The organism is Meiothermus hypogaeus, from assembly GCF_003574035.1.
Classification (GTDB): domain Bacteria; phylum Deinococcota; class Deinococci; order Deinococcales; family Thermaceae; genus Meiothermus; species Meiothermus hypogaeus.
Genome location: NZ_QWKY01000006.1, coordinates 1 through 24797, shown reverse-complemented (window position 1 = coordinate 24797; position 24797 = coordinate 1). Strand labels below are relative to the sequence as shown.

Here is a 24797-nt window from a genome sequence, read left to right as displayed (position 1 = left end):
GACTGCCCTTTACTGCCCTTGCAAGAAGGAGCGCTTGTTGATGATGCCCTGGCCCTTCTGGAACTTCCATCCGTCATAGGCCTCGGGCCGGTAGGCGTAGACCCCGTCGGCATACCACAAGGTGATAAAGGGTAGATCGCGCGCGATGATGGTCTGAACCTGTGTCGCGAGCTGCTTGCGCTGGTCGAAGTCCACGGTGGTGACCATGCGCTCCGTGAGGCTGTCCACCGTAGGGTTCTTGTAACCGCCGATGTTGAGCGTCCCGGCAGCAGGGTTGGAGTTAAACAGCCCGCGCAGGTTGAGCTGCGAGGTCACCGGGGCGGACCATCCCCACATGGCCAACTCGAAGTTGCGGCCTTTGGCCACGTCGAAGTCCGGCCAAACTGCCTGTTGCACCGTGGTGGGGTCGAGCGAGCGTACGTTGAAGACGATGCCTGCGGGCCGAACCTGCTGGGCGATCAGCTCCGCGGCACGGATGCGCAAAGGGTTGTTGGACTGCACCAGAAGCGTGAACTCCAGCCGCTTGCCGTCCTTGCCCACGCGTACACCCCCCGCGCCGGCCCGGTAGCCCAGCGAGTCCAGCACCTTCCCGGCCTCGGCTACGCTCAGGCGCTTGTACTCACGGGTGGCCGCACTGTAGAAGGGCGACTGCGGGTGCACGAAGCCGGCGTTGCCGGGAGTGCCGTAGCCGAGCAGCAACGTCTCGACCAAGCCCTTGGTGTCGATCAAGCCGGCCACCGCCTGGCGGAAGCGGACTTCGTTGAACGGCGGGATCGTGGTGTTGAACTGCAGCAGGGTGCTGGCATACCCTGGCCCCCGCACCACCTTGAGCCGTGGGTTATTGGAGAACTGGCCGATCAGTTCGGGCAACACCTCGCGGCTGGTCGCGCTGATCTGCCCGGCCTGTAGGGCCTGGAAGGTCGAGGTGGCGTCTTTGATGATGCTCAACACCACCTCGTCCGCACCGGGTTTGCCGCCAAAGTAGCTGGGATTCTCCACCAGCCGGTACGACTGGTCCGGGCGGTGCTCCACCAGCTTGAAGGGGCCGCTGCCCGTGGCGTTCTTGAAAGCCCTGGGGTCGGTGACGTTCTGCCAGAGGTGCTGGGGCAGGATGGGCACGTCGGCCAGCGTGACCTGCTGGAAGTTGGCCTCGGGCCGGGGAAGGGTGATGACTACTGTGCGTTCATCCGGCGTGCGGATGTCGGAGATGCCGCGCACCGCGGTAGCGAAACGTCCGATCAGGGGGTACTTCTTGTAGTACTCGTAGGAGAACTTCACGTCGGCGCTGGTCAGGGGTTTGCCGTCATGCCACACAGCGCCCTCGCGGAGCTTGATGGTCCACTGCCGGCCCCCGTTCGTGCTGGTGACGCTCTCCGCCAGCCAAGGGCGGGGCACGTCGCCTAGGTCGTTGAGCATCAGGGTGTCGAACACCAGGGACAGCATGTTGTAACCGGGGTAGCCGGTCACGTACGTGTAGGGAGTTAGCTCTCCCTCATCCTGGGGTATGGCGAGAATGATGCGCTGGCCAGTGTGACCGGCCAGTGCGGCACCTGTCAGCAGCGCGAAGGACACAGCCAGGACTAACGACAGCACGTTGAATCGCTTCATTTCCCCTCCCGTACACAGCCGCAATCCCCACCCTCAGAATAAGCCGAGCGTTGAGCGAAGTGGGCGAGGTTGCGTGGTGTTAATGGGAGAACGATGGCATTGAATTGTTAAGCTAATGTAAAGCCGCCCACGGAGGAGTCAGGAAACCGCTTCCCGGCGAGGGCAGGACGCGCATCAGGGCGGTGAGCCGGGCATTGCCCCGCCGTTAGGTGACCCCACGCTCCGCAGACCCGGCCCCGCTCCTACCCGCCACACCGGCGGGTCTTTCGGGCGACGGTGGTTCGCCAAAACCACCGTCGCCGCCGGCCTACAGCTCGAGCGGTTTATATATTTGTCTATCCGGATAAAAGGATATAATCAACGGCATGGAGCGCCACGGCGTTTCGTACCCACCCCCCCAGCAAGACTTCGAGCGAGTCCTGAGGACATTCCAGGCCCTGGCTGAGACCGCCCGCCTGCGCATCGCCCTGGGCATGATCGAGGGGGAGCAGAGCGTGGGTTGCCTGGTCGAGCGCCTCGACCTGCCCCAGAGCACCGTCTCGAGGCACCTCGCGGCGCTACGGGCGGCTGAGGTGGCGACGGCCCGCCGCGAGGGGACCAAGGTGTTCTACCGCCTCAAGAGCCACATCGCCGACCTGCTGACCCAGGCCTTCGCCCACGCCGAGCACCAGCGGCTGGGGCTTCCCGAACACGGGGCTTCGCGGTGAAGGTCCTCCTCCCCTTCCGGAGTCTGCGCAACCCGCTTTTCGCCCGGCTCTACGCCGCGCAGACTACCAGCCTGTTGGGCGACGCCTTTACCTGGGTGGGTCTGGCTCTGCTGGCCTTTGAGGTGGGTGGGGCACGGTCGGCGGCGATTCTGGCCGGGGCGCTCACGCTGCGGGTTACGGCCTTCGTGGCTCTCTCGCCGCTGGCGGGAGCCTTGGCCGACCGGATGGACCGCAAGACCCTGATGGTCGCTGCCGACCTGGGGCGAATGGTGGTCATCGGGCTGATGCCCCTGGTAAGTGAGGTCTGGCAGGTCTACGTGCTGATGTTTGCCCTTAACGCGCTCACCGCCTTTTTCACCCCCGCGTATCAGGCAGCCCTGCCTCAGGTGACGCGGCAGAAGGACTACGCTCAGGCCATCGCGCTTTCTGGAGCGACCTACGAGGTGCTGGGGGTGCTCGGCCCCGGGGTGGCGGGTGCGATCGCCGGGCTGATCGGGGCACGGAACATTTTCTTCTTGGACGCGGGGACCTTTTTGATCTCGGCCCTGCTCATCTTGACCCTGCCGGTGAGGCTGCGGGTGGATCGGTCGTCGGACACGGCACAGGCCACCACGTTACGCGACGTTCAGGACGGAACACTGCGGTTATGGCAGGACGCCCCGATGCGCTACGCGCTGCTGCTGGAGTTGGTCGCGGCGGTATCGGGTGCGCTGATTTTGGTGGGCACGGTAGGGCTGGTGCGGGGGCAGCTCGAGCTGGGCGACCTCGAGTACGGCTGGGGGATGGCGGCCTTCGGGGTCGGGGCCACGCTGGCGGCCCTGGCGGTGGGCGCCCTGGAGGGGCGCCTGCCCCGCACCACCTTCGTGCTGCTGGGGGCGCTGGTCTCCACACTGGCGGTGCTGCCCGCCAATTTCGTTCCGTTCATCCCTTTGCTGCTCCTGTGGATCCTTGCCGGGGCGGGCCAGAACTGGGTTAACCTGCCTACTCAAACACTCATCGCCGACCGCACCCCTGAAGCGTTCCAGGGGCGGGTCTACGGGGCACACTTCGCCTGGAGCCACCTGTGGTGGGCGTTGACTTACCCCCTGGCCGGCTGGCTGGGGAGCCGCTTCGCCGAGCAGTCCTTCTTATACGGCGGTTTCGTGGCCGTAGTTCTGCTCGCCGGAGTGATGCTCCAGCCCAGGCTCAGGAACCGGGCGACGCCGGGGTGAGTCGGCAAAACGTCCCCGCCCGGCTCTGCCCCTCTAGGGCAGTCGCCGCCGCAAGGGCGAGCCCTCGGGGCGACCGAGCGCCCCGAACGGGAGCGGGGCGGGAGGCCGGTGATGGGATTAAATCCCTTCGGCGGCCAGGAGGGTTGACCCGTTGGGCCTATGGGCTCTTGGCCAGTTTGCCCAATACCCGCCTCGAGAAACGGTCGGTGGCTCCCTCCCAGTTGCCTTCGAGGGCCTCCAGGGCTTTGCGGCTTTTGCCCGTGCGGAGCGACTCCACGATGACTTGATGTTCTTTTACGGACTCCATCGCGTCCTTGGAGTCGAAGTGGGCCAGCTCGAAGCGGCGTAATTTAACCTTCAAATCCGCCAAGAGCTGTGCCAACTCGCGGTTGCCCGAGCGCTCGATCCAGACCTGGTGGAAGGCGTTGTCCGCCGCCAGCGCCGCCTTGGCGTCGTGGCGTTCGATGGCCTGAGCCAGACGGGCGTTGGCCGCTTCCAGGGTCAGGAAATCGGCCTCGGTCAGCTTGAACTGAGCCAGCTCCAGGGCGTAGACCTCCAGGCGCTGCACGATGCCGTACAACTCATCGGCCTGCTCGGGGTCGAGCCGCGCTACCCGGGTCCACTTGTGCGAGGCGGTCTCGATCAGGCCCTCGTCCTCGAGCCGGCGTAGCGCCTCGCGAACCGGGGTACGGCTGACCTCGAGCGCTTCCGCCAGTTCGACATCCTTGATGACCTCACCCGGCCTGAGTGTGCCGTCGATGATCCAATCCCGCAGCTGTTTGTACACCTGTTCCCGGGCCAGCTCCCGCTTGACCTTACGAACCTGTGATGGCAGTGGCACACGTGAAGTATACCTCAACCCTTGACTTGTAGTATCAAATATGCAATATATTACTGTGTCGCCAGCCCAAGCCCAACCCCCTGCTGCTCACAGGGTTCGGCTACCCAAGTTAAGGGTTCGGCCACCGGAGTTAAGCGTGTTTGACCTCGACAAAGCCCGCAGGGAGACTCCTGGGGTGAACCATGTGGTTCACCTCAACAACGCCGGGGCGGCGCTGATGCCCCAAGCTGTGTTGGATGCAGTCAAGGCCCACCTGGAATTGGAAGCGCACACCGGCGGTTACGAGGCGGCCCGTGCGCGGGAGGGGGAGTTGAGCGCAGTGTATACCTCGCTGGCGCGGCTGCTGGGCTGCCATCCCGATGAAGTGGCGGTGGTGGAAAACGCCACCCGGGCTTGGGACATGGCCTTTTACAGCATCCCCTTCCGGGCGGGAGACGTGATCCTCACCAGCCAGGCCGAGTACGCCAGCAACTACATCGCCTACCTCCAGGTATCCCGGCGCACCGGGGCGGTGGTCGAGGTCATCCCTGACGATGAGCACGGTCAGGTAGACGTCGAGGCCCTTTCAAGGATGCTCAAGAAGCGGGTCAAGCTGGTCTCGATCACCCACATCCCGACCAACGGGGGGCTGGTCAATCCCGCAGCCGAGATCGGAAGGCTCACCCGAGCGCACGGGGTGCTGTACCTGCTGGATGCCTGCCAGTCGGTGGGGCAGATGCCCGTAGACGTACAAGAAATCGGCTGTGACCTGCTTTCAGCGACCAGCCGCAAGTACCTGCGGGGCCCGCGTGGGGTGGGCTTCCTCTATGCTCGCAGGGAGGTGTTGCAGCGGCTCGAGCCACCCTTCCTCGACCTCCATGCCGCGACCTGGGTAGCACCCGACCGCTACGAGATCGAGCCCGGCGCCAGGCGCTTCGAGAACTGGGAGTGCAACGTCGCGGGCAAGCTGGGCCTTGGAGCCGCGGTCGATTACGCGCTGGCCTGGGGGCTGGAGAACACGTGGCCCAGGGTGCGGGCCCTGGCCGAGCAAGTGCGCAGGGGCCTGGGCGAGGTTCCCGGGTGCGAGGTGCTCGACCTGGGTCGCGAACGGTGTGGCATCATCTCGTTCACCCTCGAGGGCTACGCCCCCGACCAGATACGCGACTGCCTGCGGCGGCAAGGCATCAACGTCAATGTCTCCCGCGCCCCTTCCACATTCTTGGACATGACCCGGCGGGGCATCAAGGAATTGGTGCGGGCGAGTGTCCATTACTACAACAGCGAGACCGAACTTGAGCGGTTTCTGGTCGCGCTCGGGCGACTCGAGCAGGAAGTGCGGGCTTAGGCGGGCTTAAGGAGGTAGGCATGCGGAGCAATTTCCCGAACAGCGGTTGGCTCACGGTCGCGGTGCTTGGGCTGTTGGCGGTAGGGGGTATCGGCCTGTGGCAAAGAGGTGGTGCCCAAGCCGGCGATCTGCTGTCGCGGGTCAGGGCCGCCGGGGTGCTGCGGGTGGCCAACACCCAGGCCAGCCCGCCCTGGAGCATGATCGACGACAAAAAGCAGCTCGTGGGCTTTGACGTTGACGTGGCTTATGAATTGGCCAAGCGCCTGGGCATTCCCAAGGTGGAATTCGTCGCCGGGCGTTTCGCCGACTTCATCGCGGGCATCGAAGCGAACAAGTACGACATCGTAATCTCAGGACAGACCGTCACCGAAGAACGCAAGAAGGTGGTGGATTTCTCCATCCCCTATCAGGCCATCAGCGTGTCGGTGTTCACCCGTCCGAGCCGGGTGGGCCAGTTCAAGAGCTTGGAGGACCTGAGCGGTAAGCGGGTGGCGGTGACTTCGGGCTCAACCCAGGAGAAGTTCGTCCGCGAGAAGGTCCCCGGGGCCATCCCTAAGACCTACGAAAACGGCACCCTGGCGCTCATGGACGTGGCCTTCGGCCGTGCCGACGCGGGGCTTTTCAACCGCTTCGTGGGCGCTTATCTCGCCCAGAAAAACGGGCTGCTGGTGGCCCCCGCCTTCGACCTGGGGGTGGAGCTCAACGCCATGAGCTTCCGCAAGGGTGAGGCCGCGTTCAAGGCGGCGGTGGATAAGGCGCTGGCCGACATGATTGCCGACGGCACGCTCACCGCCATCTCCAAGAAGTGGCTCGGCGGGCAAGACATGGCGGCGGCGCTGGCGAAGTATGCCAAATAAGCAGCAGGGGAGGCTGGTAGATGCTCGAGCTACTCCAACAGGCCGCACCCTTCTTGCTCCAAGCTCTGTGGACAACCATCTGGCTGGGTGTGGTTTCGTTCGTCCTCAGCCTGGCGGTGGGGCTGGTGGTGGCGGTGGCTCGGATGTACGGCCCCTGGCCGCTGCGGGCCCCAGCCGTCGCGTTCGTTTCACTCGTCCGTGGCACCCCTTTACTCACCCAAATCCTGCTGGTCTATTACGGCCTGCCACAACTGGGATTCACCATTGAAGCCATCCCGGCGGTCGTTTTGACCTTGGCCCTGCACGCCGGAGCCTACACCAGTGAGGACATGCGCGGCGGCATCCAGTCGGTGGACAAGGGGCAGTGGGAGGCAGGCTATTCCAGTGGCATGACCTTCGCCCAGGTGATGCGGCGGATCATCCTGCCGCAGGCGATACGTGTGATCACGCCCTCGCTGGGCAACCGCTTCATCACCATGATGAAGGACACCTCGCTGGCCTCGGTGGTAACGGTGGTGGAGCTGACGCGGGTGGCCGAGCAGATCGGTTCGGCTACTTTCCGCTACATGCAGATGTTCGTGATCGTGGCCCTCATCTACTGGGTCGTCAACTCGCTCTTGTCGCTGGGCCAGGCCAAACTCGAGGAGCGGATGCGGAGGGCCTACCAATGAACCACCAGGAAATGCACGTGCACGGAGTGCCGCACGCTCACGGTGGGGTCTGCCAGATTCGTGCCGAAAACATCCACAAGCGCTTCGGTTCGCTCGAGGTGCTCAAGGGGGTCTCGCTTACGGTCCACAAGGGCGAGGTGGTGGTGATCATGGGGCCTTCGGGTTCAGGAAAGACCACCTTCATCCGCTGTCTGAACTTCCTTGAGGAGCCCGATCAAGGCCGGGTGGTCGTTTGTAACGTGGAGGTGGACTGTGGGGTGAGGGCTGCTAGCCGTGAGCGCAGCGGCAAGATCCGCCAACTGCGCACCCGGGCGGCGATGGTCTTCCAATCCTTCAACCTCTTCCCCCACATGACCGCGCTAGGCAACGTGATCGAAGGACCGATCCAGGTGCTGGGTATGAAGCGCGAGGAAGCCGTAAAGTTGGGCGAACAGCTCTTGGCCAAGGTGGGGCTGGCTGAAAAACGTGACGAGTACCCGTCGAGGCTTTCTGGGGGACAAAAGCAAAGGGTGGCCATCGCCCGCGCCCTGGCCATGAACCCCGAGGTGGTGTTGTTCGACGAGCCCACCAGTGCCCTGGACCCGGAGTTGCACGAGGAGGTCCTGCAAACGATGCGGCAGCTCGCCAGGGACGGGATGACCATGATCGTCGTCACCCACGAGGTCAAGTTCGCCCACGACGTGGCCGATCGGGTAGTGTTCATGGCGGACGGGACGGTGGTCGAGGAGGGGGTGCCCCAGGAAATCCTGGTCAATCCCAAGCACCCGCGCACGCGAGCCTTCCTCCGTTTGGTCGAGCACTGAGCGGAGGCGGTATGGCTCGGCCGGTTGGTGGTCGATGGCGGTCGAGAATCGCCGCCTTCCGTTCGCAAGCCTCCTGGGCAGTGCCTCGTGGGTTCGGGGCCGGGGAAACGGCTGCGGCTCTCGAGCATGGTCCCAGAGGCGCACTGTGCGTAGCGTACCGTCATGGTGTCCTGTCCCTCGCCCCCCGTTTTGCTAGCGGTTGACGGCTTTTTCGGCTTCTCCCTCCTACCTTCCGCGTCAGGCCCATCAGGTACATTTGGTACATTTATGCCCTGGCTTTTGCCCAAGCCCATCCCTGAAAGCTCCGACCGGCTCCTCCAGCGCTGGCTGGGCGGGCTGGCCGAGCGGCTGTCGGACCCCTCCACCGACCGCTACGCCCTGGTGCGGGACGAGCTCGCGCGCATCCTGCACGCGCGGCCCTACGACGAGCTGGCCGAGGCGGCGCCCATGGCGGCCTTCGCCCTCGACGCGCGCAACGCCACCTTCGAGGCCGAGCACTACGTCGCCACCGACCCCGAGAGGTTCGACCGGGTCAAGCCGCTGCTGTGGCTGTGGAAGGCCCTCGACCTCACGCCGCTGGGGCAGTCGGTGCACTCGGGCGTGGCCATCCGCCGGGCGCTGGCCCCCTTCATCTTCAGGCGCGTGGGGCGCAACCCCAAGTTCTTCCAGAACGTGGAGTTCAGCGTGGGGTACAACCTCGAGCTCGGCGACGACGTGGTGGTGCACCGCTACGCCCTCCTCGACGACATCGGCGGGCTGGTGATCGGCGACCGCTCGTCCGTCTCCGACTACGTCAACCTCTACAGCCACACCCACCACGTGCTGGCCTCGCCCGACGTGACCCTCAGGCAGACCCTCATCGGCTCGGGGGTGCGCATCACCTACCACGCCACCGTGCTGGCCGGGGTGTGCGTCGGCGACGACGCGCTCATCGGCACCGGGGCCGTGGTCACCAAGGACGTCCCGCCCCACGCCGTCGCGCTGGGCGTCCCGGCCAGGCCGGTGCGCTACAAGGTGCGCCACGACTGCCCCTACTGCCGCCGCGGCGAGCCCCACCCCTCGCAGTGCCAGGACCGCCTCCCCGACCGCAAGCCCAACCCCGACTACCCCGACTTCCTCAAGCCCGGCTTCGGGACGCGGGAGGCGTGAGAGCCGCCCGCGGGGGCGGCCAGCCCTCAGCCCTCAGCCGTCAGCGGGAGGCTAATCGCTAGTGGCCTGTGGGGAACCTCTCCTGGTGGACGGTGGCGAACTGACTGGGTCTGGTACTCCTCACGAGAGGAGTGGGGGTCCGGGGGCTTCCCAGCGGGCCCCCGGCTGCCGCATGCCGGCATAGTTTGACCCTCGGCACTTCAGGGACAATCTTCCCTTATCCCACCCCATCTGGGGTGGGATACTCGAGGCTATAGGGTGCGCCCTGGCCCTGGGACCACCGAGCCAACCGGCAAACCCGAGGAGGGTGTTTGACGTGCAAGGCAGAGCCAACATCCGAACCGTTGCCTGGGTTGTCACCCTGCTTCTGGGCGTAATTCTCTACCTGCTGTACCCGGCGTTGCTGCCCTACCTGCTGGCGGGCGCCATGGTGCTGATGCACCTGGGGGGTCACGGAGGGCACGGCCACGGCACGTGTCAGCCCGACACGGACCCCGACCGAACGGATCAGCCGAAAGAGCGCAGGCCTCACCAACACTGAAGACGAGCCCGGCGCCGGCGGGCGCCGGCGGAGCCCGACATGAACACGTTCAACCGCAACCTCGACCACCTTCCCTTAGGCGTGCGCAGCTGACTTGAAACCCTGTTGAGCCGGACGGGGGGCCGCCTTGCCGTGTTGCCCATCGACCAGGGTCTGGAGCACGGCCCTATCGACTTCCTCGACTCCCCCGAGGCCGCCGACCCCGAGCACCAGTTCCGCCTGGCGGCCGAGGCCGGCTTTTCCGGCATCGCCGCGCACCTGGGCTTGGCCGAGAAGTACCTGCCCGATCATGCCGGCCAGGTTCCGTTAATCCTCAAGCTCAACGGCAAGACCGGCATTCCTCCGGACGAGGAGGCCTTCAGCCCCCTCACCGCCGGCGTGGAGGACGCCCTCCGGCTGAACGCACAGGCGGTCGGTTATACCCTCTACGTCGGCTCACCCGCCCAGGACCGCGACATCGCTCAATTTCAGCGGGTACGGGCGGAGGCCGGGCGCTACGGCCTTCCCGTCATCGTCTGGGCCTACCCGCGGGGCCGCTGGGTTGACCAGAAGGGGGGTAAGGATTCGCCCTACGCCGTCGAATACGCCGTGCGGGTCGCCCTTGAGCTCGGGGCGGACGTGGTCAAGGTCAACATCCCGCGCTACGACCCCGCCCGTAAGGAGCAATACCCCGGTGAATACAAGAACCTGGAGCTTTCGCCTCACCAGGCCCTGCGGCGGGTGGTGGATCTGGCGGGGCGAGCGCTGGTGATCGTCTCGGGCGGGGCACGCCTGTCAGAGGACGCCGCCGTTGCCCAGGCCCGGCTCGCCCTCGAGGCCGGGGCGGCGGGGTTGATCTTCGGGCGCAACATCTGGCAGCGCCCCTTCCCCCGGGCCCTGGAGCTTTCCCGGCGGCTGCTGGATCTGGTCAGAGGCCGGAACTGAGGTGGGAGATGTACCTGTGGCACCTCACCCCCGACGCCCCCCGTACCCCTGTGAGGGTAAGCCCCGGTGAGGCGGTACGCCTGGTGATCGGAAGCTGGCCCATCGAGCCGGGGCAGCGGGTTTGGCTCGAGCTCCAGGGCCCGGCCGGCGAACCCACGCGGCTCGAGGCCCGCTGGGCACACAACCAGGGTGAAAACAGCTACTGGCAGGTCGAGCTGGGGCCATTCACCCGGGGTGAGCGGGTGCGCTACAGGGTCTTCGGCGCATCCCCCGCGGGTGAGGTCTCGGGGCCGGAAGGGGGCTTCACCGCCGGGCCCAAGCTCTACCTGGCCCTGCTGTGGCACCAGCACCAGCCGCTGTACAAGGACAGCGCCCGCCCGGGGGCAGCGGGCAGCCACCGCCAGCCCTGGGTACGGCTCCACGCCCTGCGCGACTACTACTCGATGGCGGCCCTGGTGGCCCAGCATCCTGGGGTGCACCTCAGCGTCAACCTGACCCCGGTGCTGTTGTGGCAGCTCGAGGACTACCTGGAGCGAGGGGCCACCGACCGGGCCCTCGAGCTCTCCTTAAAGCCCGCCGAGACCCTGAGCGTGGCCGAGCAGGAGTTCGTGCTCTCCTACTTCTTCGAGGCCGACTGGCACCACCAGATCTACCCCCACCCGCGCTACCGCGAGCTCTTCAGCCGGCGGGCGGAGGGGAAGCCCTTCAGCGCTCAGGATCTGCGCGACCTGCAGATGTGGTTCAACCTGAGCTGGTTCGGCCTGGAGTTCCGCGAGGGCGAGGTGGCGCTCCCCACCGGCGAGACGGCCTCGGTGCGGCGCTTCGTGGAGCAGGGGCGGGGCTTTAGCCAGGCCGACCTCGAGGCCATGCTGGCCGAACAGTACAAGGTGATGCGGGCGGTGATCCCGCTGCACCGGCAGCTTCAGGAGCGGGGCCAGGTCGAGGTCTCCACCACGCCCTTTTACCACCCCATCCTGCCCCTGCTGCTGGACAGCGACGGCGCCACCCTCGACCGCCCCGGCGCCGCCCTCCCGGCCCGCTTCGCCCGCCCCGAGGATGCCGCAGCCCAGGTCGAGCGGGCGGTGGAGTACTACACCCGCCACTTCGGACGGCCTCCCCGGGGGATGTGGCCCGCCGAGGGGGCGGTGAGCCAGGGGGTGGTTCCCCTCTTCGCCCGGCAGGGGGTGCGCTGGATCGCCAGCGACCAGGGGGTGCTGGCCCGCAGCGGACGATACGGGTACGACACCGGCGACCCCGACGTGCTGGCCCAGCCCTACCGCGCCGAGCAGGACGGGCAGAGCCTGAGCATCTTCTTCCGGGACACCGCCCTTTCCGACGACATCGGCTTCCGCTTCCAGGGCTGCAAGGACTTCGCCGCGGTGGCGAGGGCCTTCCTGGACGAGGTCAAGCAGCGCTTCGCCCGCCGTTTCCAGGGCGACGAAGACCGGGTCCTGAGCGTCATCCTGGACGGGGAGAACGCCTGGGGGGCCTACTGCGAGGACGCGCGGCCTTTCCTGCACGCGCTGTACGGCCTGCTCGAGCAAGACCGCGAGGTCGAGACCGTGACCTACAGCGAGTACCTCGAGGGCAACCCCGCGCGGGGGATCGCGCCCCACCCGGCAGAAGGTCAGGGCAAGGTCTACGACCTCTTCACCGGGTCCTGGATCGACGAGAACGGCTCCGCGCCGGGGGTGGACCTGGGCACCTGGGTAGGGGAGGCCGAGGAGAACCGGGCCTGGGGGCTCTTGAAGGAGGCCCGGGAAGCCCTCGAGGATGCGGGAGCCATCCCCGAGACCCACCCCGCGGCCTTCACGGCCCTCTACGCCGCCGAGGGCTCGGACTGGTTCTGGTGGTTCGGCCAGGACCAGGACTCCGGCGGCGATGCCGAGTTCGACGAGCTGTTCCGCACCCACCTGCGGAACGTCTACCGGGGTCTGGGCCGGGAGCCGCCCGAGGGGCTCTCGAGGCGCATCGTCTCCAGGGCCGAGACCTGGAGCTTCGCCCGGCCCGTTTCGCAGGTCCAGGCCGGGGACCGGCTCGCCGTGCAGACCAACTGCCCCGGCCGGCTCACCTGGTGGCGCGAGGGCCAGCAGGCCCAGAGCGCCGAACTCTCCCCGGTGGGCGGGGTGATGGCCGGGCTGCGGCGCTACCGGCTCACCCTGGGGCCGCTGGAGCGGGGGAGGCTTCTCTTCCGCTTTGGCTGCACCCACCCCGACTGCGACCGCAAGGACCTCTGCTGCCAGGGGGAATTGCAGGCCGTGGAGGTCGTGTAGGAGGCCGGTGTGAAGCCCATCCGAACCTTCAACGTGGTCCCGTCGCTGCCAGGGCCCCTCGAGGGCCTCAGGCGGCTGGCCTATAACCTGCGCTGGAGCTGGAACCATGACACCATCGAGCTTTTTCGCCGCCTGGACCGCGAGCTGTGGGAGGAGGTCGGCCACAACCCGGTGCTGCTGCTGGGGCGCATCGACCAGGCCCGCCTGGAGGCGGCGGCTGCCGACGCGGGCTTCCTGGCCCACCTGGAGCGCGCGTTAGCCGACCTGGAACGCTACCTCTCCGGCGAGCTGACCTGGTTCACTCGAGCGGGCGGTCGCCGGCAGGGGACGCTGGTGGCTTACTTCTCCGCCGAGTTCGGCCTGACCGAGAGCATTTCGGTTTTCGCCGGAGGACTGGGGATCCTGGCCGGGGATCACCTCAAGTCCGCGAGCGACCTGGGGGTGCCGCTGGTGGGGGTGGGCCTCCTGTACCAGCAGGGCTATTTCCGCCAGTACCTCAACGAGGCGGGCTGGCAGCAGGAACGCTACGAGGACAACGACTTCCACACCCTGCCGCTGACTCTGGAGCGGGGCCCCGACGGAAAGCCCCTCGCCGTCGAGGTGGCCTACCCCGGCAGGGCGGTACGGGCCCAGGTCTGGCGGGTCCAGATAGGCCGGGTGCCCCTGTACCTCCTCGACGCCAACCTGGAGGTCAACCGCCCCGAGGACCGCGACCTCACCGACCAGCTTTACGGCGGCGACCCGGAGATGCGCCTCAAGCAGGAGATCCTGCTGGGCGTCGGCGGCTACCGGGCGCTGGAGGCCCTGGGCCTCAACCCCAACCCCCCGGTCTACCACCTGAACGAGGGCCACGCGGCCTTCGTGGCGCTCGAGCGCATCCGCCGCCTGATGCGAAGCGAGGACCTCTCCTTCGCCGAGGCCCGCGAGGCCGCCTCGGCGGGGCTGGTCTTCACCACCCACACCCCGGTGCCCGCCGGGCACGACCACTTCCCGCCCGAGCTCCTGGGGCGCTACCTGGGGGAGTATGCCCGCGAGCTGGGCCTGAGCCTGGAGGGTCTTCTGGCTCTGGGGCGCAAGAACCCCGCCGATGGCCGCGAGACCTTCGGCATGACCACCCTGGCCCTGAAGCTGGCCGCACACTCTAACGGGGTGAGCCGGCTCCACGGCCAGGTCACCCGCAGGACGTGGCGGGAGCTGTGGCCCGGCGTGCCCGAGGAGGAGATCCCCATCGGCCACGTGACCAACGGGGTGCACTTCCAATCCTGGATCTCCCTGGAGATGAACCAGCTCTACGAGCGCTACCTGGGGCCCTCCTGGCGCGAGGAGCCCGCCGACCGAGCCCTCTGGCAGGGGGTGTACTCCATCCCCGACGAGGAACTCTGGCGCACCCACGAGCGCCGCCGCGAGCGGCTGGTGGCCTTCACCCGCCGCCGCCTGCAAGGGCAGCTCTCCCGGCGGGGGGCCAGCGAGGCCGAGCTCGAGGCGGCCCGAGGCGTGCTCGACCCGGAGGCCCTGACCATCGGTTTCGCCCGGCGCTTCACCGGCTACAAGCGGGCCACGCTGATCCTCTCCGACCCCCAGCGCCTTGCACGCCTCCTCAACGACCCGGCCCACCCGGTGCAGCTCATCTTCGCCGGCAAGGCCCATCCGCGTGACGAGGAGGGCAAGCGGCTCGTCCAGCGGGTGGCCGAGCTGGCCCGCCAGCCCGCCTTCGCCAGGCGGCTGGTGTTCCTCGAGGACTACGACATGGCCGTGGCCCGGGCCCTGGTGCAGGGAGCCGACGTGTGGCTCAACACCCCCCGCCGCCCCCTGGAGGCCTCGGGCACCTCGGGCATGAAGGCCATGGCCAACGGGGCGCTCAACCTGAGCACCCTGGACGGCTGGTGGGACGAGGCCTGGCAGGGCGCCGACCCCGACGAGCCCATCGGCTGGGCCATCGGGCGCGGCGAAGACTACCCCGACCCCGCCCTGCAGGACCGCCTCGAGGCCGAAGCCCTCTATGGCCTGCTGGAACAGGACGTGGTGCCCGCGTTCTACGAACGCCCGGGCGGCTTGCCCCGGCGCTGGCTGGCTCGCATGAAGGCCTCGATCGCCACCCTGGCCCCCCGCTACAACACCCACCGCGTGGTGCGCGAGTACACCCAGCGCTGCTACCTCGTGGGGGCGGAGCGCTTCCGCGCGTTGGCGGAGACGGGCTGGGGCCGGGCCAGGGCCCTGGCGGCCTGGAAGGAGCGCCTCCAGGCGGCCTGGCCCCAGGTGCGCGTCGAGGCGGTAAAGGCCGACCTCGAGGGAGACCTGCGGGTGGGTCAGGCCCTGGACGTGTGGGCCTGGGTGAGCCTGGGCCCGCTCACCCCTGAGGAAGTGCGGGTCGAGGTGTACCTGGGCCGCTTGGACCCGGGCGGCGAGCTGGCGCAGGCCGGAGCCACCGCCATGCGGCCGGTGGAGGCGAAGGGGCCCGGCCGCCACCTCTTCCAGGCCGAAGCCGTGCCCTGCCAGATGAGCGGGCTGCACGGCCTTACCGTGCGCGTGCTACCCCAGCACCCCGATCTGCCGGTCCCTTTCCTGCCCGGCCTGATCGCCTGGGCTGGCCCGGAGTCGGTGGCCCAGCAGACGAGCGGGTAGGGCCGTGAACCCTAAGCGGACCCTGGGCTGGAGGCGGCTTGGAGGCGGCTATGTCGAACCGGAACATCCTGGTCTTAGGCGGGCTCCTGGTGATCGCTGGGGGCGTGCTGTGGTGGGGGATGAGCCGTACCCAAGCTCCCGGACCAGCTCGATTGCTTCCAGAACCCGTCTCCGCAGCACAGGCCCTGTTGCAGGACGAGCAAAACACTGCCGAGGTGGTGCGCCGGTTTGGCGAGGGGGTGGTCTACGTCCCGGTCGGCCTGGAGTTTACCGTCACCGAGGGCATCGTCTCGCCGGTACGGCGGAATCATGGCGCGGTGGGGGTGAACTGGCCCTCAGGGTGACGCCCCAGGTGATCCGATAAGGAGGCTTATGGAAAAGCCAGGCTAGCACACTTACAGCGCGGCGATCCTTCGGCCAAAGAGGCACAAACCTCGCAAAGGAGAACTCCATGGAAAAAGTCACCGATCCTGTGTGCGGGATGCAGATCGACCCCGAAAAAGCCGCTGGTCGATCGGAGTACCAGGGCCAGACCTACTACTTCTGTAGCGAAGGCTGCAAGAAAAGCTTTGATGCCGACCCCAAGAAGTACGTCAAGCCCGGCGATAGCCACCACGGCCACCCCTAGCCCGCGAGAGCCACTCCCGTGACCCACATCCGCCCGGCCCCCGTATCCCCTCCAGCACTGCGTGTATTGGTCATAGGGGGGATTTTGCTGGCGACGGCGTTTTGCTTCGTGCTGATCAAGGCTGGCCTGGCCTATGCCCCGCCCTTCTTGTTCGCGGCCTTGCGCCTGGGGTTGGCTGGCCTGGCACTGGTGATGCTGCTGCCGCTCCTGGGCCAGCCCCTGCTGCCCGCGCGACGGGATTGGGCATGGCTGTTGTTGCTGGCCCTGGCTTCGGCGGCTTTCGCTTACGGGGCGATGTTCTCCAGCCCGGGTCTAGCAGGGGCTGGCCTGGCGGCGGTGCTGGGCAACGTCCAGCCGCTGATCGTGGCTGGGCTGGCCAGTTTCCTGCTCAAGGAGCGTTTCACCCCGGCCAAGAGGTGGGCCCTGGTCCTGGGGTTTGTGGGGGTCAGCGGAATGGCCCTGCCCGCCCTCGCTGCGCCCGGCGGCCTGGGGCTGCCCGGGGCAGGGTTGGCCCTGGCTTCCTCGCTGGGCTTCGCGGTGGGCAGCGTGGTGATCAAACGCCTCGAGCCCCCCCACCTCTTCACCCTCATCGCCTGGCAACTTCTGCTGGGCAGCCTGCCGCTGTTTGCGGGCTGGCTGCTGTGGGAGGGTGGGGCAGCCCCGCGCTCGAGCCTGGAGTTTGTCGGGCTGTTGCTGGTGCTGGCCCTGGCGGGCACGGCTTTTGTCACCGCGGGGTGGTACTGGTTGCTGCAGGGCAGCGACCTCGGGCGGCTCTCGCAGGTGTTTTTCCTGGTGCCCGCCGTGGGCTTGGGTTTGGCCGTCGTGTTGTACGGCGAGCGGGTGACCCTGGTGCAGGGGTTGGGGCTGGTCTTGATCGCGGGCGGGCTGAGGGTGCAGGCCCTCGAGCCCCGCCCGATGGACCGAATTCCGAGAGGAGACCCATGAAGCGAATCGCGGTGCTCACCAGCGGGGGTGACGCCCCCGGCATGAACGCGGCCATCCGGGCGGTGGTGCGCGGCGGCCTGGAGCAGGGCTGGGAGGTCTTCGGAGTGCGCCAGGGCTACGCGGGCCTGATGGGTGGTGATTTTGTCTCGCTCTCGGCCCGTGACGTGGGCGGCATCATCCAGCAGGGTGGCACCGTGCTGGGCAGCGCTCGGGCTCCCGAGTTCAAGACCGAGGAGGGGCGCAAACAGGCCCTCGCCAACCTCGAGGCTCGAGGCGTCGAAGCCCTGGTGGTGATCGGCGGGGGTGGCTCCCAGAGCGGGGCCTACGCGCTCTCGAGGATGGGCTTCCCGGTGGTAGGGGTGGCCTCCACCATCGACAACGATCTCTACGGCTCGGAGACCACCATCGGGGTGGATACCGCCCTCAACATCGCCCTCGAGGCCATTGACCGCCTCAAGGTCACCGCCTCGAGCCATCACCGGGCCTTCCTGGTCGAGGTGATGGGCCGCGACTGCGGCTATCTGGCCCTGATGGCGGGCATCGCCGGCGGGGCCGAGGTGATCGTGCTCCTCGAGGTGGAGAGTGACCCTGAGGAGGTCATCGAGACTCTCAAGGCAGCCTACCGCCGGGGCAAGGCCCACGCGATCGCGGTGGTGGCCGAGGGAGCCACCAACAACGCCAATGAGTTGATGCTCTACGCCCAGGAGAATCAAAAGCGCATCGGCTTCGACCTGCGGGTCACCATCCTGGGTCACGTCCAGCGGGGCGGGATGCCCGGGGCCTTCGACCGCCTCCTGGCGACCCGTTTGGGAGTGGGGGCGGTAGAACGGCTGGCGGGCGGTGAACATGGCGTGCTGATGGGCCTCATCCGGGGCGAGATCCTCGCCACGCCCCTGGACGAGGCGGCGGGGCGGAAGAAGCCCCTGGATTTGGGTTTGCTCGAGATGGCCCGGGTGCTGGCCAAGTAAATCAGGAGGTAACTATGGCGCGGGAGAAAGTGCGGGTAGCGGTAAACGGGTACGGGGTGATCGGAAAGCGGGTAGCCGGTGCGGTGCTGGCCCAGCCGGACATGGAGCTGGCGGGGGTGGCCGATGTGGTCTCGGACTACCGCATCAAGGCTGTGGCGGAGGACATCGCGGTCTACGCCTCGCTCCCCGAAAAGCTTCCCGAGATGCGGGCCGCCGGGGTTCCGGTCAAGGGCAACCTGCACGAACTGCTGGAAACGGTAGACGTGGTGGTGGACTGTACGCCCGCAGGGATCGGCGCCAAGAACCTCGAGCGCTACCGCGAGCACGGGGTCAGGGCCATCTTCCAGGGCGGGGAGAAGCACGCCCTGACCGGCCACTCCTTCGTAGCCAGCGAGAACTACGCCAGCGCCCTGGGGCGGGACAGCACCCGGGTGGTCTCCTGCAACACCACCGCCACGGTGCGAACCCTGACCGCGCTGAGGAACGCGGGGCTCCTGAAGAAGGCACGCGGGGTGCTGATCCGCCGGGCCACCGACCCCTGGGAGTCCGACCACTCCGGCGTCATGAACACCGTGGTGCCCGAGGGCAGGATTCCCAGCCATCAGGGCCCCGACGCCCAGACCGTGGCCCCGGATTTGGACGTGGTCACCATCGCCGCCAAGGCCGCCCACACCCAAAGCCACAGCCACTACTGGATCGTCGAGCTGACCCGCCCCGCCAGTGGGGAGGAGGTGCTCGAAGCCTTCCGGGCCAACTCGCGCATCGCCTTCATCCGCATGTCGGACGGCATCGTGGCCCTCAACAGCACCATAGAGCTGATGAAGGACCTGGGCCGGCCACGGGGCGACATGTACGAGGTGGCGATCTGGGCCGACGTGCTCAAGGCCGAGGGGAACGAGCTCTTCTACACCTACCAGGTGGACAACCAGGCGGTGGTGATCCCCGAGACCATCGACGCCATCCGGGCCCTCAGCGGCCTCGAGCCCGACCCCCTGGCCTCGATCCGGCGCACCGACGAGGCCCTGGGCGTGCGCCAGGAATTCCTGCAGGGGCCGGGGGCGGCATGAGCCCACAAACCCCCGCCCACGAACAGGTTCGGGCCGTCACCTTGGCCTTCCCGGAGAGGCTGCTCCCCCAAGGGCGCGACTTCGCCGTGCGGCGGTGGGACGGTGCGGTGTTGCCCGCCACCCGGGAGCCGGCCCGGGCCACCCCGGTGCTGCCCTCGAGCGAAGGTCTGGGGCGGATGCTGCACCCTCCACCGGACGTGTTCCTGGGCGAGGCTTTCTTGCAGATGACCTGTACAACGCGGTCCTGGTACAGCCCCTTAAGGTGCTGGCGGGCCTGCTCTTTGGTGGCGAACGCGGCCTGCTTGCGGGATATTGGGGTCTGGGACGGCTGATGGCGAGTCTGGGGGATCTGTTGGTCAAGGTGGAAAGCGGCTACGTTCGCCTCTACGCGTTTGGCTTGGGGTTGGGGGGGGTTTTGTTATTGCTGTGGGGGGTACTACGCTAGGGGATGGCTCATGCAACAGTCTCGTACTCACCTTCCCTTCGCCCTGGTGCTTTCCGGTGGCGGAGCAAGGGGGCTGGCTCATGCTGGGGTGATCCACGCCCTCGAGCACTATGGCTACTACCCCAGCGCCATCGTGGGGGTCTCGATGGGGGCCATCGTCGGGGTTACCTATGGCCTCAACCCGGACTGGTACGGGGCGCTGTTGCACATGGACACCACCGACTTCCCCGAACCACCTGCTCCACGGAGTGCCGCCTTGCGCGAACGGCTACGCCTACTACCCACCTATTTCCAGGCTGCCTGGAGCTTGCTGGTGGGCTGGGGCATGGGGCAGAGGGCCTTGCCCTATGGTCGGGCGCTGCTGCGGCAACTCACCCTGGGACGCGAACTCGAGGAGTCCCGTATCCCGGTAGCCGCCGTCGCCAGCGACCTGATCACGGCGGAGCGGGTAGTGCTGCGCGAGGGCCTGGCGGCCGATGCCCTCTATGCCAGTGCCGCCCTGGCCGGAATCCTGCCGCCCCTGGAGCGGGATGGGAAACTCCTGGCCGATGGAGCCTATGCCGATATCGCCCCCATTGACGTGGCTCGTGAGTTGATGCGGGGTTCAGGGTCTTTGCTGGTCATCGCGGTCAATCCCCACGGGTCCCGAAGCGGGCGGTCCCCGCGCAATGGCCTACAAACCCTGATGCGGGCGCTGGAGGTCTGTCACCACCAGCACGCGCATGTGCGTTTTGCCGAGGCCGACCTGGTGCTGGAACCCCGTTTTCCCTTCCCGATCGATACCCTTGACTTCACTCACAAGGCGGTCTGCGTCGCAGCAGGTATCCGGGCGGTGCGAACGGCGCTGCCCCGCCTGCACGAGCTGCTCGGAGCCGATGCCGTGTCGACCTGATCTCACGATCCTCTCCCGTGTCGCTCTCCTGCACCGCTGCCGCCAGATCGCTGCCGCGCTGGCCCGCCACGGACTGGGCTATCTGGCGATGGAACTGGGTCTGGGGCGCTATCTGCCCTTCAATCGAGGCCTTTTCGGCCATCGCAGGAGGCTCGAGTCTTACACCCGCGCCGACCGCCTGCGCATGGCGTCGGAAGACCTCGGCCCCACCCCCGTCAAACTGGGGCAGGTGCTCTCCACCCGGCCCGATCTAGTGCCCCCGGACTGGTCGGAGGAACTGGCCAAGTTGCAGGAGCGGGTGCCGCCCGTACCCTGGCCGCGGGTCTGGCTCAGGCTCGGGCGCGAGCTGGGCCGCCCCCCTGAGGAGGTCTTCGCCCACCTCGAGCTCGAACCACTGGCCGCAGCCTCCGTCGGGCAGGTGCACTGGGGCGTGCACCGGGGTTCGAAAAGATGGCCTCTCGGGTTTTGGTGCAAAAGGACGGTCGTCTTTCTGAGTCCCGTATAAGTTTCTCCAAGGCTCGCGCGAATCTATCCATGGCCCAGGTTTTATACAGGCTTAACATCACCTCCCCACCATAGGCGGGGTGATGGGGTGGGCGCTTGCCACGGCAGCCGGGGTGGGTCTGGCTTTCGCGCTCCCCCCGTTTCAGCTCGGCTTCCTGGCCCCGGTTCCCCTCGCAGTGCTGCTGCGAGCCGGGGGCTTCAGGGAAGGCTTCTTCGCTGGGTTGGGGTTTTGGGCCTTACACCTGGTGTGGCTCCCTCAAAGCTTCGCCCAGCTCTTCGGCACCCCTCTGGGGGCCGTGCCGTTCGTGCCCCTGATCGTGCTCAAGGCACTGAGCTGGGGGGTTCTGTTCGGGCTGACCCGGGGCCGCCCGGTGGCCCGGCTAGGGGGCTGGGTGGTGCTGGAGTACCTCACCAGCCTCGGGCCCCTGGCCTTCCCCTGGGGCTTCGTCGGCTACGCGCTCGTGGAGGCGCCGGGGCGGGTACTGGCCGGCCTGGGCGGGGTCTACCTGCTCTCGTTGGTGGTCCTGGGGTTCGCGGTCGCCCTCGGGCGGCAGCGGTACTGGCTTTTGGCAGGGTGGGCTTTGCTGTGGGTGTTGCCCTTGCCGCCAGCCGACCCCGACCGGTACGCGCTGATCGTGCAGGGGGCTGTTCCTCCCCTCGACAAGCTCAGGGGGACCGCGTCTGAGGGGCGCTACCTCGAGCTGACCCGTCAGGGGCTCGCGAAGTACCCCCGGACCGATCTGGTGGTCTGGCCCGAGACGGCCGTGCGGCAGATCCCCCCGGAGGCGGAGGCGGTGCTGGGCGGGCGCGAGCTGGTGAGCGGCATCCCGGCCTGGGATGAAGGCTACCGTAACCGGGTCGTCCTGGTGAAAGACGGGGTGGCCGTCGCCAGCTACGATAAGAGCCGCCTGGTCCCCTTCGGGGAGTTCTTCCCCTGGCGCGGCGTGCTGGGAGGGGTGTACGGCTTCTTTTTCCAGGCCCTGGGCCTGGGCAATCTGACCGACACCCGGCCGGGCGACGCCGGTCGACCTGCTGTGGACTACGGCGCCTACATCTGCTACGAGTCGGTGTTCCCGGAGGTGGCCCGCGCCCAGGCGCGAGGCGGCGCCCGGCTGCTCGTCAACGTCTCCAACGACGCCTGGTTCGGTCCTAGCTTCGGTGCCCTTCAACACTTCCAGATGGGCCGGCTGCGGGCCGTCGAGACCGGGCGGTGGCTGCTGCGGGCCGGGAACGACGGGGTGAGCGCTTCTATCGACCCCTCCGGCCGGGTGGTGGCGAGCATCCCCCGTTCACAGCCGGGGTTCCTCCAAGCGCCCTACCGCCAACAGGACTACGCCACGCCCTACAGTCGCTTCGGGGACTGGGCGGTGGCGGTGGCAGCGCTGCTCTTCCTGGCGGGATCGCGCCGGACCACCCTGACGTTCCGGAAGAGCCCGGGGTCTTTTACGCAGGCTTAACCGGGGCGGGGTAGCCTCGAGCGGGCGAAGGGGTGGCACAAACCCTACAACCCTCGAGGGGTACAGTCATGGACACTGCGGGAATCAAACTCGGCCCTTTGTTCATAAGCTGGCACGGACTCCTCATCGTGCTGGCGATTCTCGTGGGGGTGGAGGTCGCTAAACGCCTGCTCCGGCGCTGGGGCCACGACCCGGCTAATTTCGAGCGGACAGCCTTCTGGGCGGTGCTGTGGGGGGTGGTGGGGGCCCGGGTGGCTTACGTGATCACCAACCCGGATGCCTTTCTCGCCAGCCCGTGGTCGGTGCTGGAGGTCTGGCGCGGGGGGCTTTCGTTCCACGGCGGCATGGCCGGGGGGCTACTGGCCTTCTGGTATTACCACAGGCGCCACGGCCTGCCCTTTTACCCCTACCTCGAGGCCGCCCTTCCTGGGGTGGCGCTGGGCATCATCGGCGGGCGTATCGGCAATTTCTTGAGCGCCTGGGACAGTGCCGGGCGGCTCACCACCCTGCCCATCGGCTATACCTTCCCACAGGGTTCGGGCTTCCCCGGCGTCTGTACCAGCACCTTCGACCTGGCGTACGGGGCCTGCGCGGGGCCGGTGGTGATGGGGCCGTTGCACCTGACCCAGATCTACGGCGCGGTCATCGGGCTGGCGTTGCTGGTCGCGACAGGGTTCTGGCTGCGCCCTGGGCGGCCATTCGGCTACGCCTTCTGGCAGTTCGTGCTGTGGTACAGCCTGTTGCGCTCGGTGCTCGAGGAGCCCTTCCGGCTCAACCCCCTGTGGCTGTCGGCGTACCAGAACAACCAACTGGGCATTGGCTTCTTCACCGCTACCCAGCTTTTCTCCGTACCGCTCATCCTGCTGGCAATTTGGATGCTTAGGCGGTTGAAGCGAAAGCCTCCGGAAGGCACGCGGGTCACGGCTTGGGTAACCTCCCGAGGGTGAAGGCCAGCACTTCGGCCGCGTTGGAACACCCATGAGGCTAACCTCTTATACGGGATTCAAGAAGATGGCCACCCTCGCGCCAAAACCCGAGAGGCCATCCTTCTGAGCCCCGGGGCACGCCCCTCACCGCGCCCGGCGAAACCCGCGTCCCCCGGCCGGGTGAGTCCGGTGTCGAACCGCGGCGGGCTGACCGAATCCGGTACGAGGGGTGTGGGGTGCTAAGTTTCTCCAGGGCGACTTTGTCGAAAGTCGCCCCCTCCGCCGCACGGCCACGACGTTGCTATCGACGACACGGAGGTCATTCCGGCTGGAAAAAACTTCGAGAAGGCTGCTCTACACTGCCCGTGCCGTCGCTCCCCGAGGGCGCGCAGGGGCCAAAGCCCCACGAGGTGGGCGGGGGCGACACGGAGAAGCGGTTGGTCAGGGGGCCTAATGGACGCAACCTTCCCCTCGAGCCATGCTGCTGACGCAAGCTCCGAACTGGGCCCCGTGCTCACGCGGATGCTCGGGGGCCATGCCGGAGACGTGTTTGCCGAAGTCCGGCCCCCCTCCGGGGCTGGGCATGTCTTGAGCGAAGCCGGAAGTGAAAAGCAGCATGGACAATACCAACATCGGAGTAAGAATTCTCTTTCTCATGTTTTTTACCTCAAGACCTAGCGTAGGCCGGCGAGGTTAAGCCTGTGTAAAGCCCGCCTTTATCCTCAGGACCGGACGAGAACATCCGCCGCCGGACGCTGCACGGGCCGTCGTCACCGCCGTGCCGCGGTGTCTCGCGGGCTGACGGTGCTTGTCGCGGTCACCCCCTGAGGCCCGGAGGTCGCGGCAACGGGCCGCGACCGACCCCGGGTCAGGGGCGGGTCGGTTGCCCGGCCCTGTGAGCCTCACCCCCCGGGGGGTGGGGTTGACAGCTCAAACCTGGGCTTGATAATCTAAAGCGACCCACCCCCGGGGGGGTGGATTAAGGGAGACCCGATGACCGAACTTAAAGTCGAAGGCATGAGCTGCGGCCACTGCAAGATCTCCGTCGAGAAGGCGCTGAAGAGTGTCCCGGGCGTACAGAAGGTGGAGGTTTTCCTGGACCAGGGGCGCGCGGTGGTCGAGGGCGACGCCCCGGTGGACCGGTTGATCGAGGCCGTACAGGAAGAAGGTTACAGCGCCCAGGTGGCGCGGTAGCCGGCCGGGAAGGTCAGGAGAAGCGATGAGCCTGGTTCAAGAACATACCCTCCATCTCGAGCCCCGCGTCCGTGAGGACGCCCGGCGGCGGCTGCTGTCGGTCAAGGGTCACGTCGAGGGCATCCTCAAGATGCTCGAGGGTGAACCCTACTGCGTGGACGTGCTCAAGCAGATCAAGGCCGTGCAGGGCGCCTTGGACAAGGTGGGCGACACGGTGCTGCAAAGCCACCTGAGGCACCA

General features: G+C 67.3%; 26 protein-coding genes. 23 read left to right on the top strand and 3 right to left on the bottom strand.

Going from position 1 to position 24797, the window contains the following annotated elements:
- Positions 1–9 precede the first annotated feature (9 nt).
- A complete protein-coding gene (locus Mhypo_RS02615; RefSeq protein WP_081698415.1) occupies positions 10–1608 on the bottom strand; it encodes an ABC transporter substrate-binding protein in 1599 nt (532 codons plus the stop codon).
- A 365-nt stretch (positions 1609–1973) separates the two neighbouring features.
- On the opposite strand from Mhypo_RS02615, the gene Mhypo_RS02610 reads away from it, so the two are divergent.
- The gene (locus tag Mhypo_RS02610; RefSeq protein ID WP_027888524.1) at positions 1974–2315 is read left to right on the top strand and encodes an ArsR/SmtB family transcription factor; all 342 of its coding nucleotides are present in this window, start codon (positions 1974–1976) and stop codon (positions 2313–2315) included.
- Positions 2312–3526 carry an MFS transporter gene (locus tag Mhypo_RS02605; RefSeq protein WP_043983040.1) on the top strand — a complete coding sequence of 405 codons (1215 nt, stop codon included), beginning with the start codon at positions 2312–2314 and terminating at the stop codon, positions 3524–3526. The genes Mhypo_RS02610 and Mhypo_RS02605 overlap by 4 nt, the downstream gene beginning before the upstream one ends.
- 157 nt (positions 3527–3683) lie before the next feature.
- On the opposite strand, the gene Mhypo_RS02600 is transcribed toward Mhypo_RS02605, so the two are convergent.
- Positions 3684–4367, bottom strand: a complete 684-nt coding sequence (locus tag Mhypo_RS02600) for a GntR family transcriptional regulator (RefSeq protein ID WP_051349844.1) — start codon at positions 4365–4367, stop codon at positions 3684–3686.
- Positions 4368–4542: 175 nt separating this feature from the next.
- Between Mhypo_RS02600 and Mhypo_RS02595 the strand changes: the two genes are divergently transcribed.
- The 19 genes from Mhypo_RS02595 (at position 4543) to Mhypo_RS02505 (ending at position 23384) form a co-directional block, all read left to right on the top strand.
- Positions 4543–5691 (top strand): aminotransferase class V-fold PLP-dependent enzyme, encoded by a 1149-nt coding sequence (locus tag Mhypo_RS02595; RefSeq protein ID WP_198525959.1) that lies wholly within the window; start codon positions 4543–4545, stop codon positions 5689–5691.
- Positions 5692–5711: 20 nt separating this feature from the next.
- The gene (locus Mhypo_RS02590) at positions 5712–6548 is read left to right on the top strand and encodes a transporter substrate-binding domain-containing protein (protein ID WP_027888525.1); all 837 of its coding nucleotides are present in this window, start codon (positions 5712–5714) and stop codon (positions 6546–6548) included.
- Between the two features lie 20 nt (positions 6549–6568).
- On the top strand, positions 6569–7219 hold the full coding sequence (locus tag Mhypo_RS02585) for an amino acid ABC transporter permease (RefSeq protein ID WP_027888526.1): 651 nt from the start codon (positions 6569–6571) through the stop codon (positions 7217–7219).
- Positions 7216–8022 (top strand): amino acid ABC transporter ATP-binding protein, encoded by an 807-nt coding sequence (locus tag Mhypo_RS02580; RefSeq protein ID WP_275052626.1) that lies wholly within the window; start codon positions 7216–7218, stop codon positions 8020–8022. The genes Mhypo_RS02585 and Mhypo_RS02580 overlap by 4 nt, the downstream gene beginning before the upstream one ends.
- Positions 8023–8289: 267 nt before the next feature.
- Positions 8290–9171, top strand: coding sequence for an acyltransferase (locus tag Mhypo_RS02575; protein ID WP_027888527.1), 882 nt, complete (start codon positions 8290–8292; stop codon positions 9169–9171).
- A 316-nt stretch (positions 9172–9487) separates the two neighbouring features.
- Positions 9488–9712, top strand: coding sequence for a hypothetical protein (locus Mhypo_RS02570; RefSeq protein WP_147075287.1), 225 nt, complete (start codon positions 9488–9490; stop codon positions 9710–9712).
- Between the two features lie 132 nt (positions 9713–9844).
- Positions 9845–10636, top strand: coding sequence for a class I fructose-bisphosphate aldolase (locus tag Mhypo_RS02565; RefSeq protein WP_206074886.1), 792 nt, complete (start codon positions 9845–9847; stop codon positions 10634–10636).
- Positions 10637–10644: 8 nt separating this feature from the next.
- Positions 10645–12909, top strand: a complete 2265-nt coding sequence (locus tag Mhypo_RS02560) for a glycoside hydrolase family 57 protein (RefSeq protein ID WP_119339788.1) — start codon at positions 10645–10647, stop codon at positions 12907–12909.
- Positions 12910–12918: 9 nt separating this feature from the next.
- A complete protein-coding gene (gene glgP, locus Mhypo_RS02555) occupies positions 12919–15531 on the top strand; it encodes an alpha-glucan family phosphorylase (protein WP_036197322.1) in 2613 nt (870 codons plus the stop codon).
- A gap of 50 nt (positions 15532–15581) precedes the next feature.
- Positions 15582–15875: a hypothetical protein gene (locus tag Mhypo_RS02550; protein ID WP_027893328.1), complete on the top strand. Its 294-nt coding sequence runs from the start codon at positions 15582–15584 to the stop codon at positions 15873–15875.
- A 107-nt stretch (positions 15876–15982) separates the two neighbouring features.
- Positions 15983–16159, top strand: coding sequence for a YHS domain-containing protein (locus tag Mhypo_RS02545; protein ID WP_081698418.1), 177 nt, complete (start codon positions 15983–15985; stop codon positions 16157–16159).
- An 84-nt stretch (positions 16160–16243) separates the two neighbouring features.
- The gene (locus Mhypo_RS02540) at positions 16244–17104 is read left to right on the top strand and encodes a DMT family transporter (RefSeq protein WP_162147922.1); all 861 of its coding nucleotides are present in this window, start codon (positions 16244–16246) and stop codon (positions 17102–17104) included.
- Positions 17101–18072, top strand: a complete 972-nt coding sequence (pfkA, locus tag Mhypo_RS02535; RefSeq protein ID WP_119339787.1) for a 6-phosphofructokinase — start codon at positions 17101–17103, stop codon at positions 18070–18072. Before Mhypo_RS02540 ends, pfkA begins: the two co-directional genes overlap by 4 nt.
- 14 nt (positions 18073–18086) lie before the next feature.
- Complete coding sequence (locus Mhypo_RS02530) at positions 18087–19139, top strand: type II glyceraldehyde-3-phosphate dehydrogenase (protein WP_027888532.1); 1053 nt, start codon at positions 18087–18089, stop codon at positions 19137–19139.
- Positions 19136–19471 (top strand): hypothetical protein, encoded by a 336-nt coding sequence (locus Mhypo_RS02525; RefSeq protein WP_027888533.1) that lies wholly within the window; start codon positions 19136–19138, stop codon positions 19469–19471. The genes Mhypo_RS02530 and Mhypo_RS02525 overlap by 4 nt, the downstream gene beginning before the upstream one ends.
- A 123-nt stretch (positions 19472–19594) precedes the next feature.
- Positions 19595–20476, top strand: a complete 882-nt coding sequence (locus Mhypo_RS02520; RefSeq protein ID WP_081698420.1) for a patatin-like phospholipase family protein — start codon at positions 19595–19597, stop codon at positions 20474–20476.
- A complete protein-coding gene (locus Mhypo_RS02515) occupies positions 20460–20981 on the top strand; it encodes an AarF/UbiB family protein (RefSeq protein WP_027893324.1) in 522 nt (173 codons plus the stop codon). The genes Mhypo_RS02520 and Mhypo_RS02515 overlap by 17 nt, the downstream gene beginning before the upstream one ends.
- A gap of 82 nt (positions 20982–21063) precedes the next feature.
- Positions 21064–22437 carry an apolipoprotein N-acyltransferase gene (lnt, locus tag Mhypo_RS02510; protein WP_036197325.1) on the top strand — a complete coding sequence of 458 codons (1374 nt, stop codon included), beginning with the start codon at positions 21064–21066 and terminating at the stop codon, positions 22435–22437.
- Positions 22438–22505: 68 nt separating this feature from the next.
- On the top strand, positions 22506–23384 hold the full coding sequence (locus Mhypo_RS02505; protein WP_027888537.1) for a prolipoprotein diacylglyceryl transferase: 879 nt from the start codon (positions 22506–22508) through the stop codon (positions 23382–23384).
- A gap of 429 nt (positions 23385–23813) precedes the next feature.
- Here the strand turns inward: Mhypo_RS02505 and Mhypo_RS02500 are convergent, their stop codons facing one another.
- Positions 23814–24020 carry a hypothetical protein gene (locus tag Mhypo_RS02500; protein ID WP_147075285.1) on the bottom strand — a complete coding sequence of 69 codons (207 nt, stop codon included), beginning with the start codon at positions 24018–24020 and terminating at the stop codon, positions 23814–23816.
- Between the two features lie 336 nt (positions 24021–24356).
- Here Mhypo_RS02500 and Mhypo_RS02495 point away from each other — a divergent pair, with 336 nt between their 5' ends.
- Entirely contained in the window at positions 24357–24557 is a 201-nt protein-coding gene (locus Mhypo_RS02495; RefSeq protein ID WP_027888012.1) for a CopZ family metallochaperone, read from the top strand.
- Positions 24558–24582: 25 nt separating this feature from the next.
- On the top strand, positions 24583–24797 hold a 215-nt coding region (locus tag Mhypo_RS02490), incomplete at its 3' end, for a metal-sensing transcriptional repressor (protein WP_119339786.1).

Bases quoted from the DNA above. Each gene is read 5' to 3' on its own strand.
- Mhypo_RS02615 (WP_081698415.1), bottom strand. From the start codon at position 1,608: ATGAAGCGATTCAACGTGCTGTCGTTAGTCCTGGCTGTGTCCTTCGCG.
- Mhypo_RS02610 (WP_027888524.1), top strand. From the start codon at position 1,974: ATGGAGCGCCACGGCGTTTCGTACCCACCCCCCCAGCAAGACTTCGAG.
- Mhypo_RS02590 (WP_027888525.1), top strand. From the start codon at position 5,712: ATGCGGAGCAATTTCCCGAACAGCGGTTGGCTCACGGTCGCGGTGCTT.
- Mhypo_RS02585 (WP_027888526.1), top strand. From the start codon at position 6,569: ATGCTCGAGCTACTCCAACAGGCCGCACCCTTCTTGCTCCAAGCTCTG.
- Mhypo_RS02580 (WP_275052626.1), top strand. From the start codon at position 7,216: ATGAACCACCAGGAAATGCACGTGCACGGAGTGCCGCACGCTCACGGT.
- Mhypo_RS02575 (WP_027888527.1), top strand. From the start codon at position 8,290: ATGCCCTGGCTTTTGCCCAAGCCCATCCCTGAAAGCTCCGACCGGCTC.
- Mhypo_RS02560 (WP_119339788.1), top strand. From the start codon at position 10,645: ATGTACCTGTGGCACCTCACCCCCGACGCCCCCCGTACCCCTGTGAGG.
- Mhypo_RS02550 (WP_027893328.1), top strand. From the start codon at position 15,582: ATGTCGAACCGGAACATCCTGGTCTTAGGCGGGCTCCTGGTGATCGCT.
- Mhypo_RS02545 (WP_081698418.1), top strand. From the start codon at position 15,983: ATGGAAAAAGTCACCGATCCTGTGTGCGGGATGCAGATCGACCCCGAA.
- pfkA (WP_119339787.1), top strand. From the start codon at position 17,101: ATGAAGCGAATCGCGGTGCTCACCAGCGGGGGTGACGCCCCCGGCATG.
- Mhypo_RS02530 (WP_027888532.1), top strand. From the start codon at position 18,087: ATGGCGCGGGAGAAAGTGCGGGTAGCGGTAAACGGGTACGGGGTGATC.
- Mhypo_RS02525 (WP_027888533.1), top strand. From the start codon at position 19,136: ATGAGCCCACAAACCCCCGCCCACGAACAGGTTCGGGCCGTCACCTTG.
- Mhypo_RS02520 (WP_081698420.1), top strand. From the start codon at position 19,595: ATGCAACAGTCTCGTACTCACCTTCCCTTCGCCCTGGTGCTTTCCGGT.
- Mhypo_RS02515 (WP_027893324.1), top strand. From the start codon at position 20,460: ATGCCGTGTCGACCTGATCTCACGATCCTCTCCCGTGTCGCTCTCCTG.
- lnt (WP_036197325.1), top strand. From the start codon at position 21,064: ATGGGGTGGGCGCTTGCCACGGCAGCCGGGGTGGGTCTGGCTTTCGCG.
- Mhypo_RS02505 (WP_027888537.1), top strand. From the start codon at position 22,506: ATGGACACTGCGGGAATCAAACTCGGCCCTTTGTTCATAAGCTGGCAC.
- Mhypo_RS02500 (WP_147075285.1), bottom strand. From the start codon at position 24,020: ATGAGAAAGAGAATTCTTACTCCGATGTTGGTATTGTCCATGCTGCTT.
- Mhypo_RS02495 (WP_027888012.1), top strand. From the start codon at position 24,357: ATGACCGAACTTAAAGTCGAAGGCATGAGCTGCGGCCACTGCAAGATC.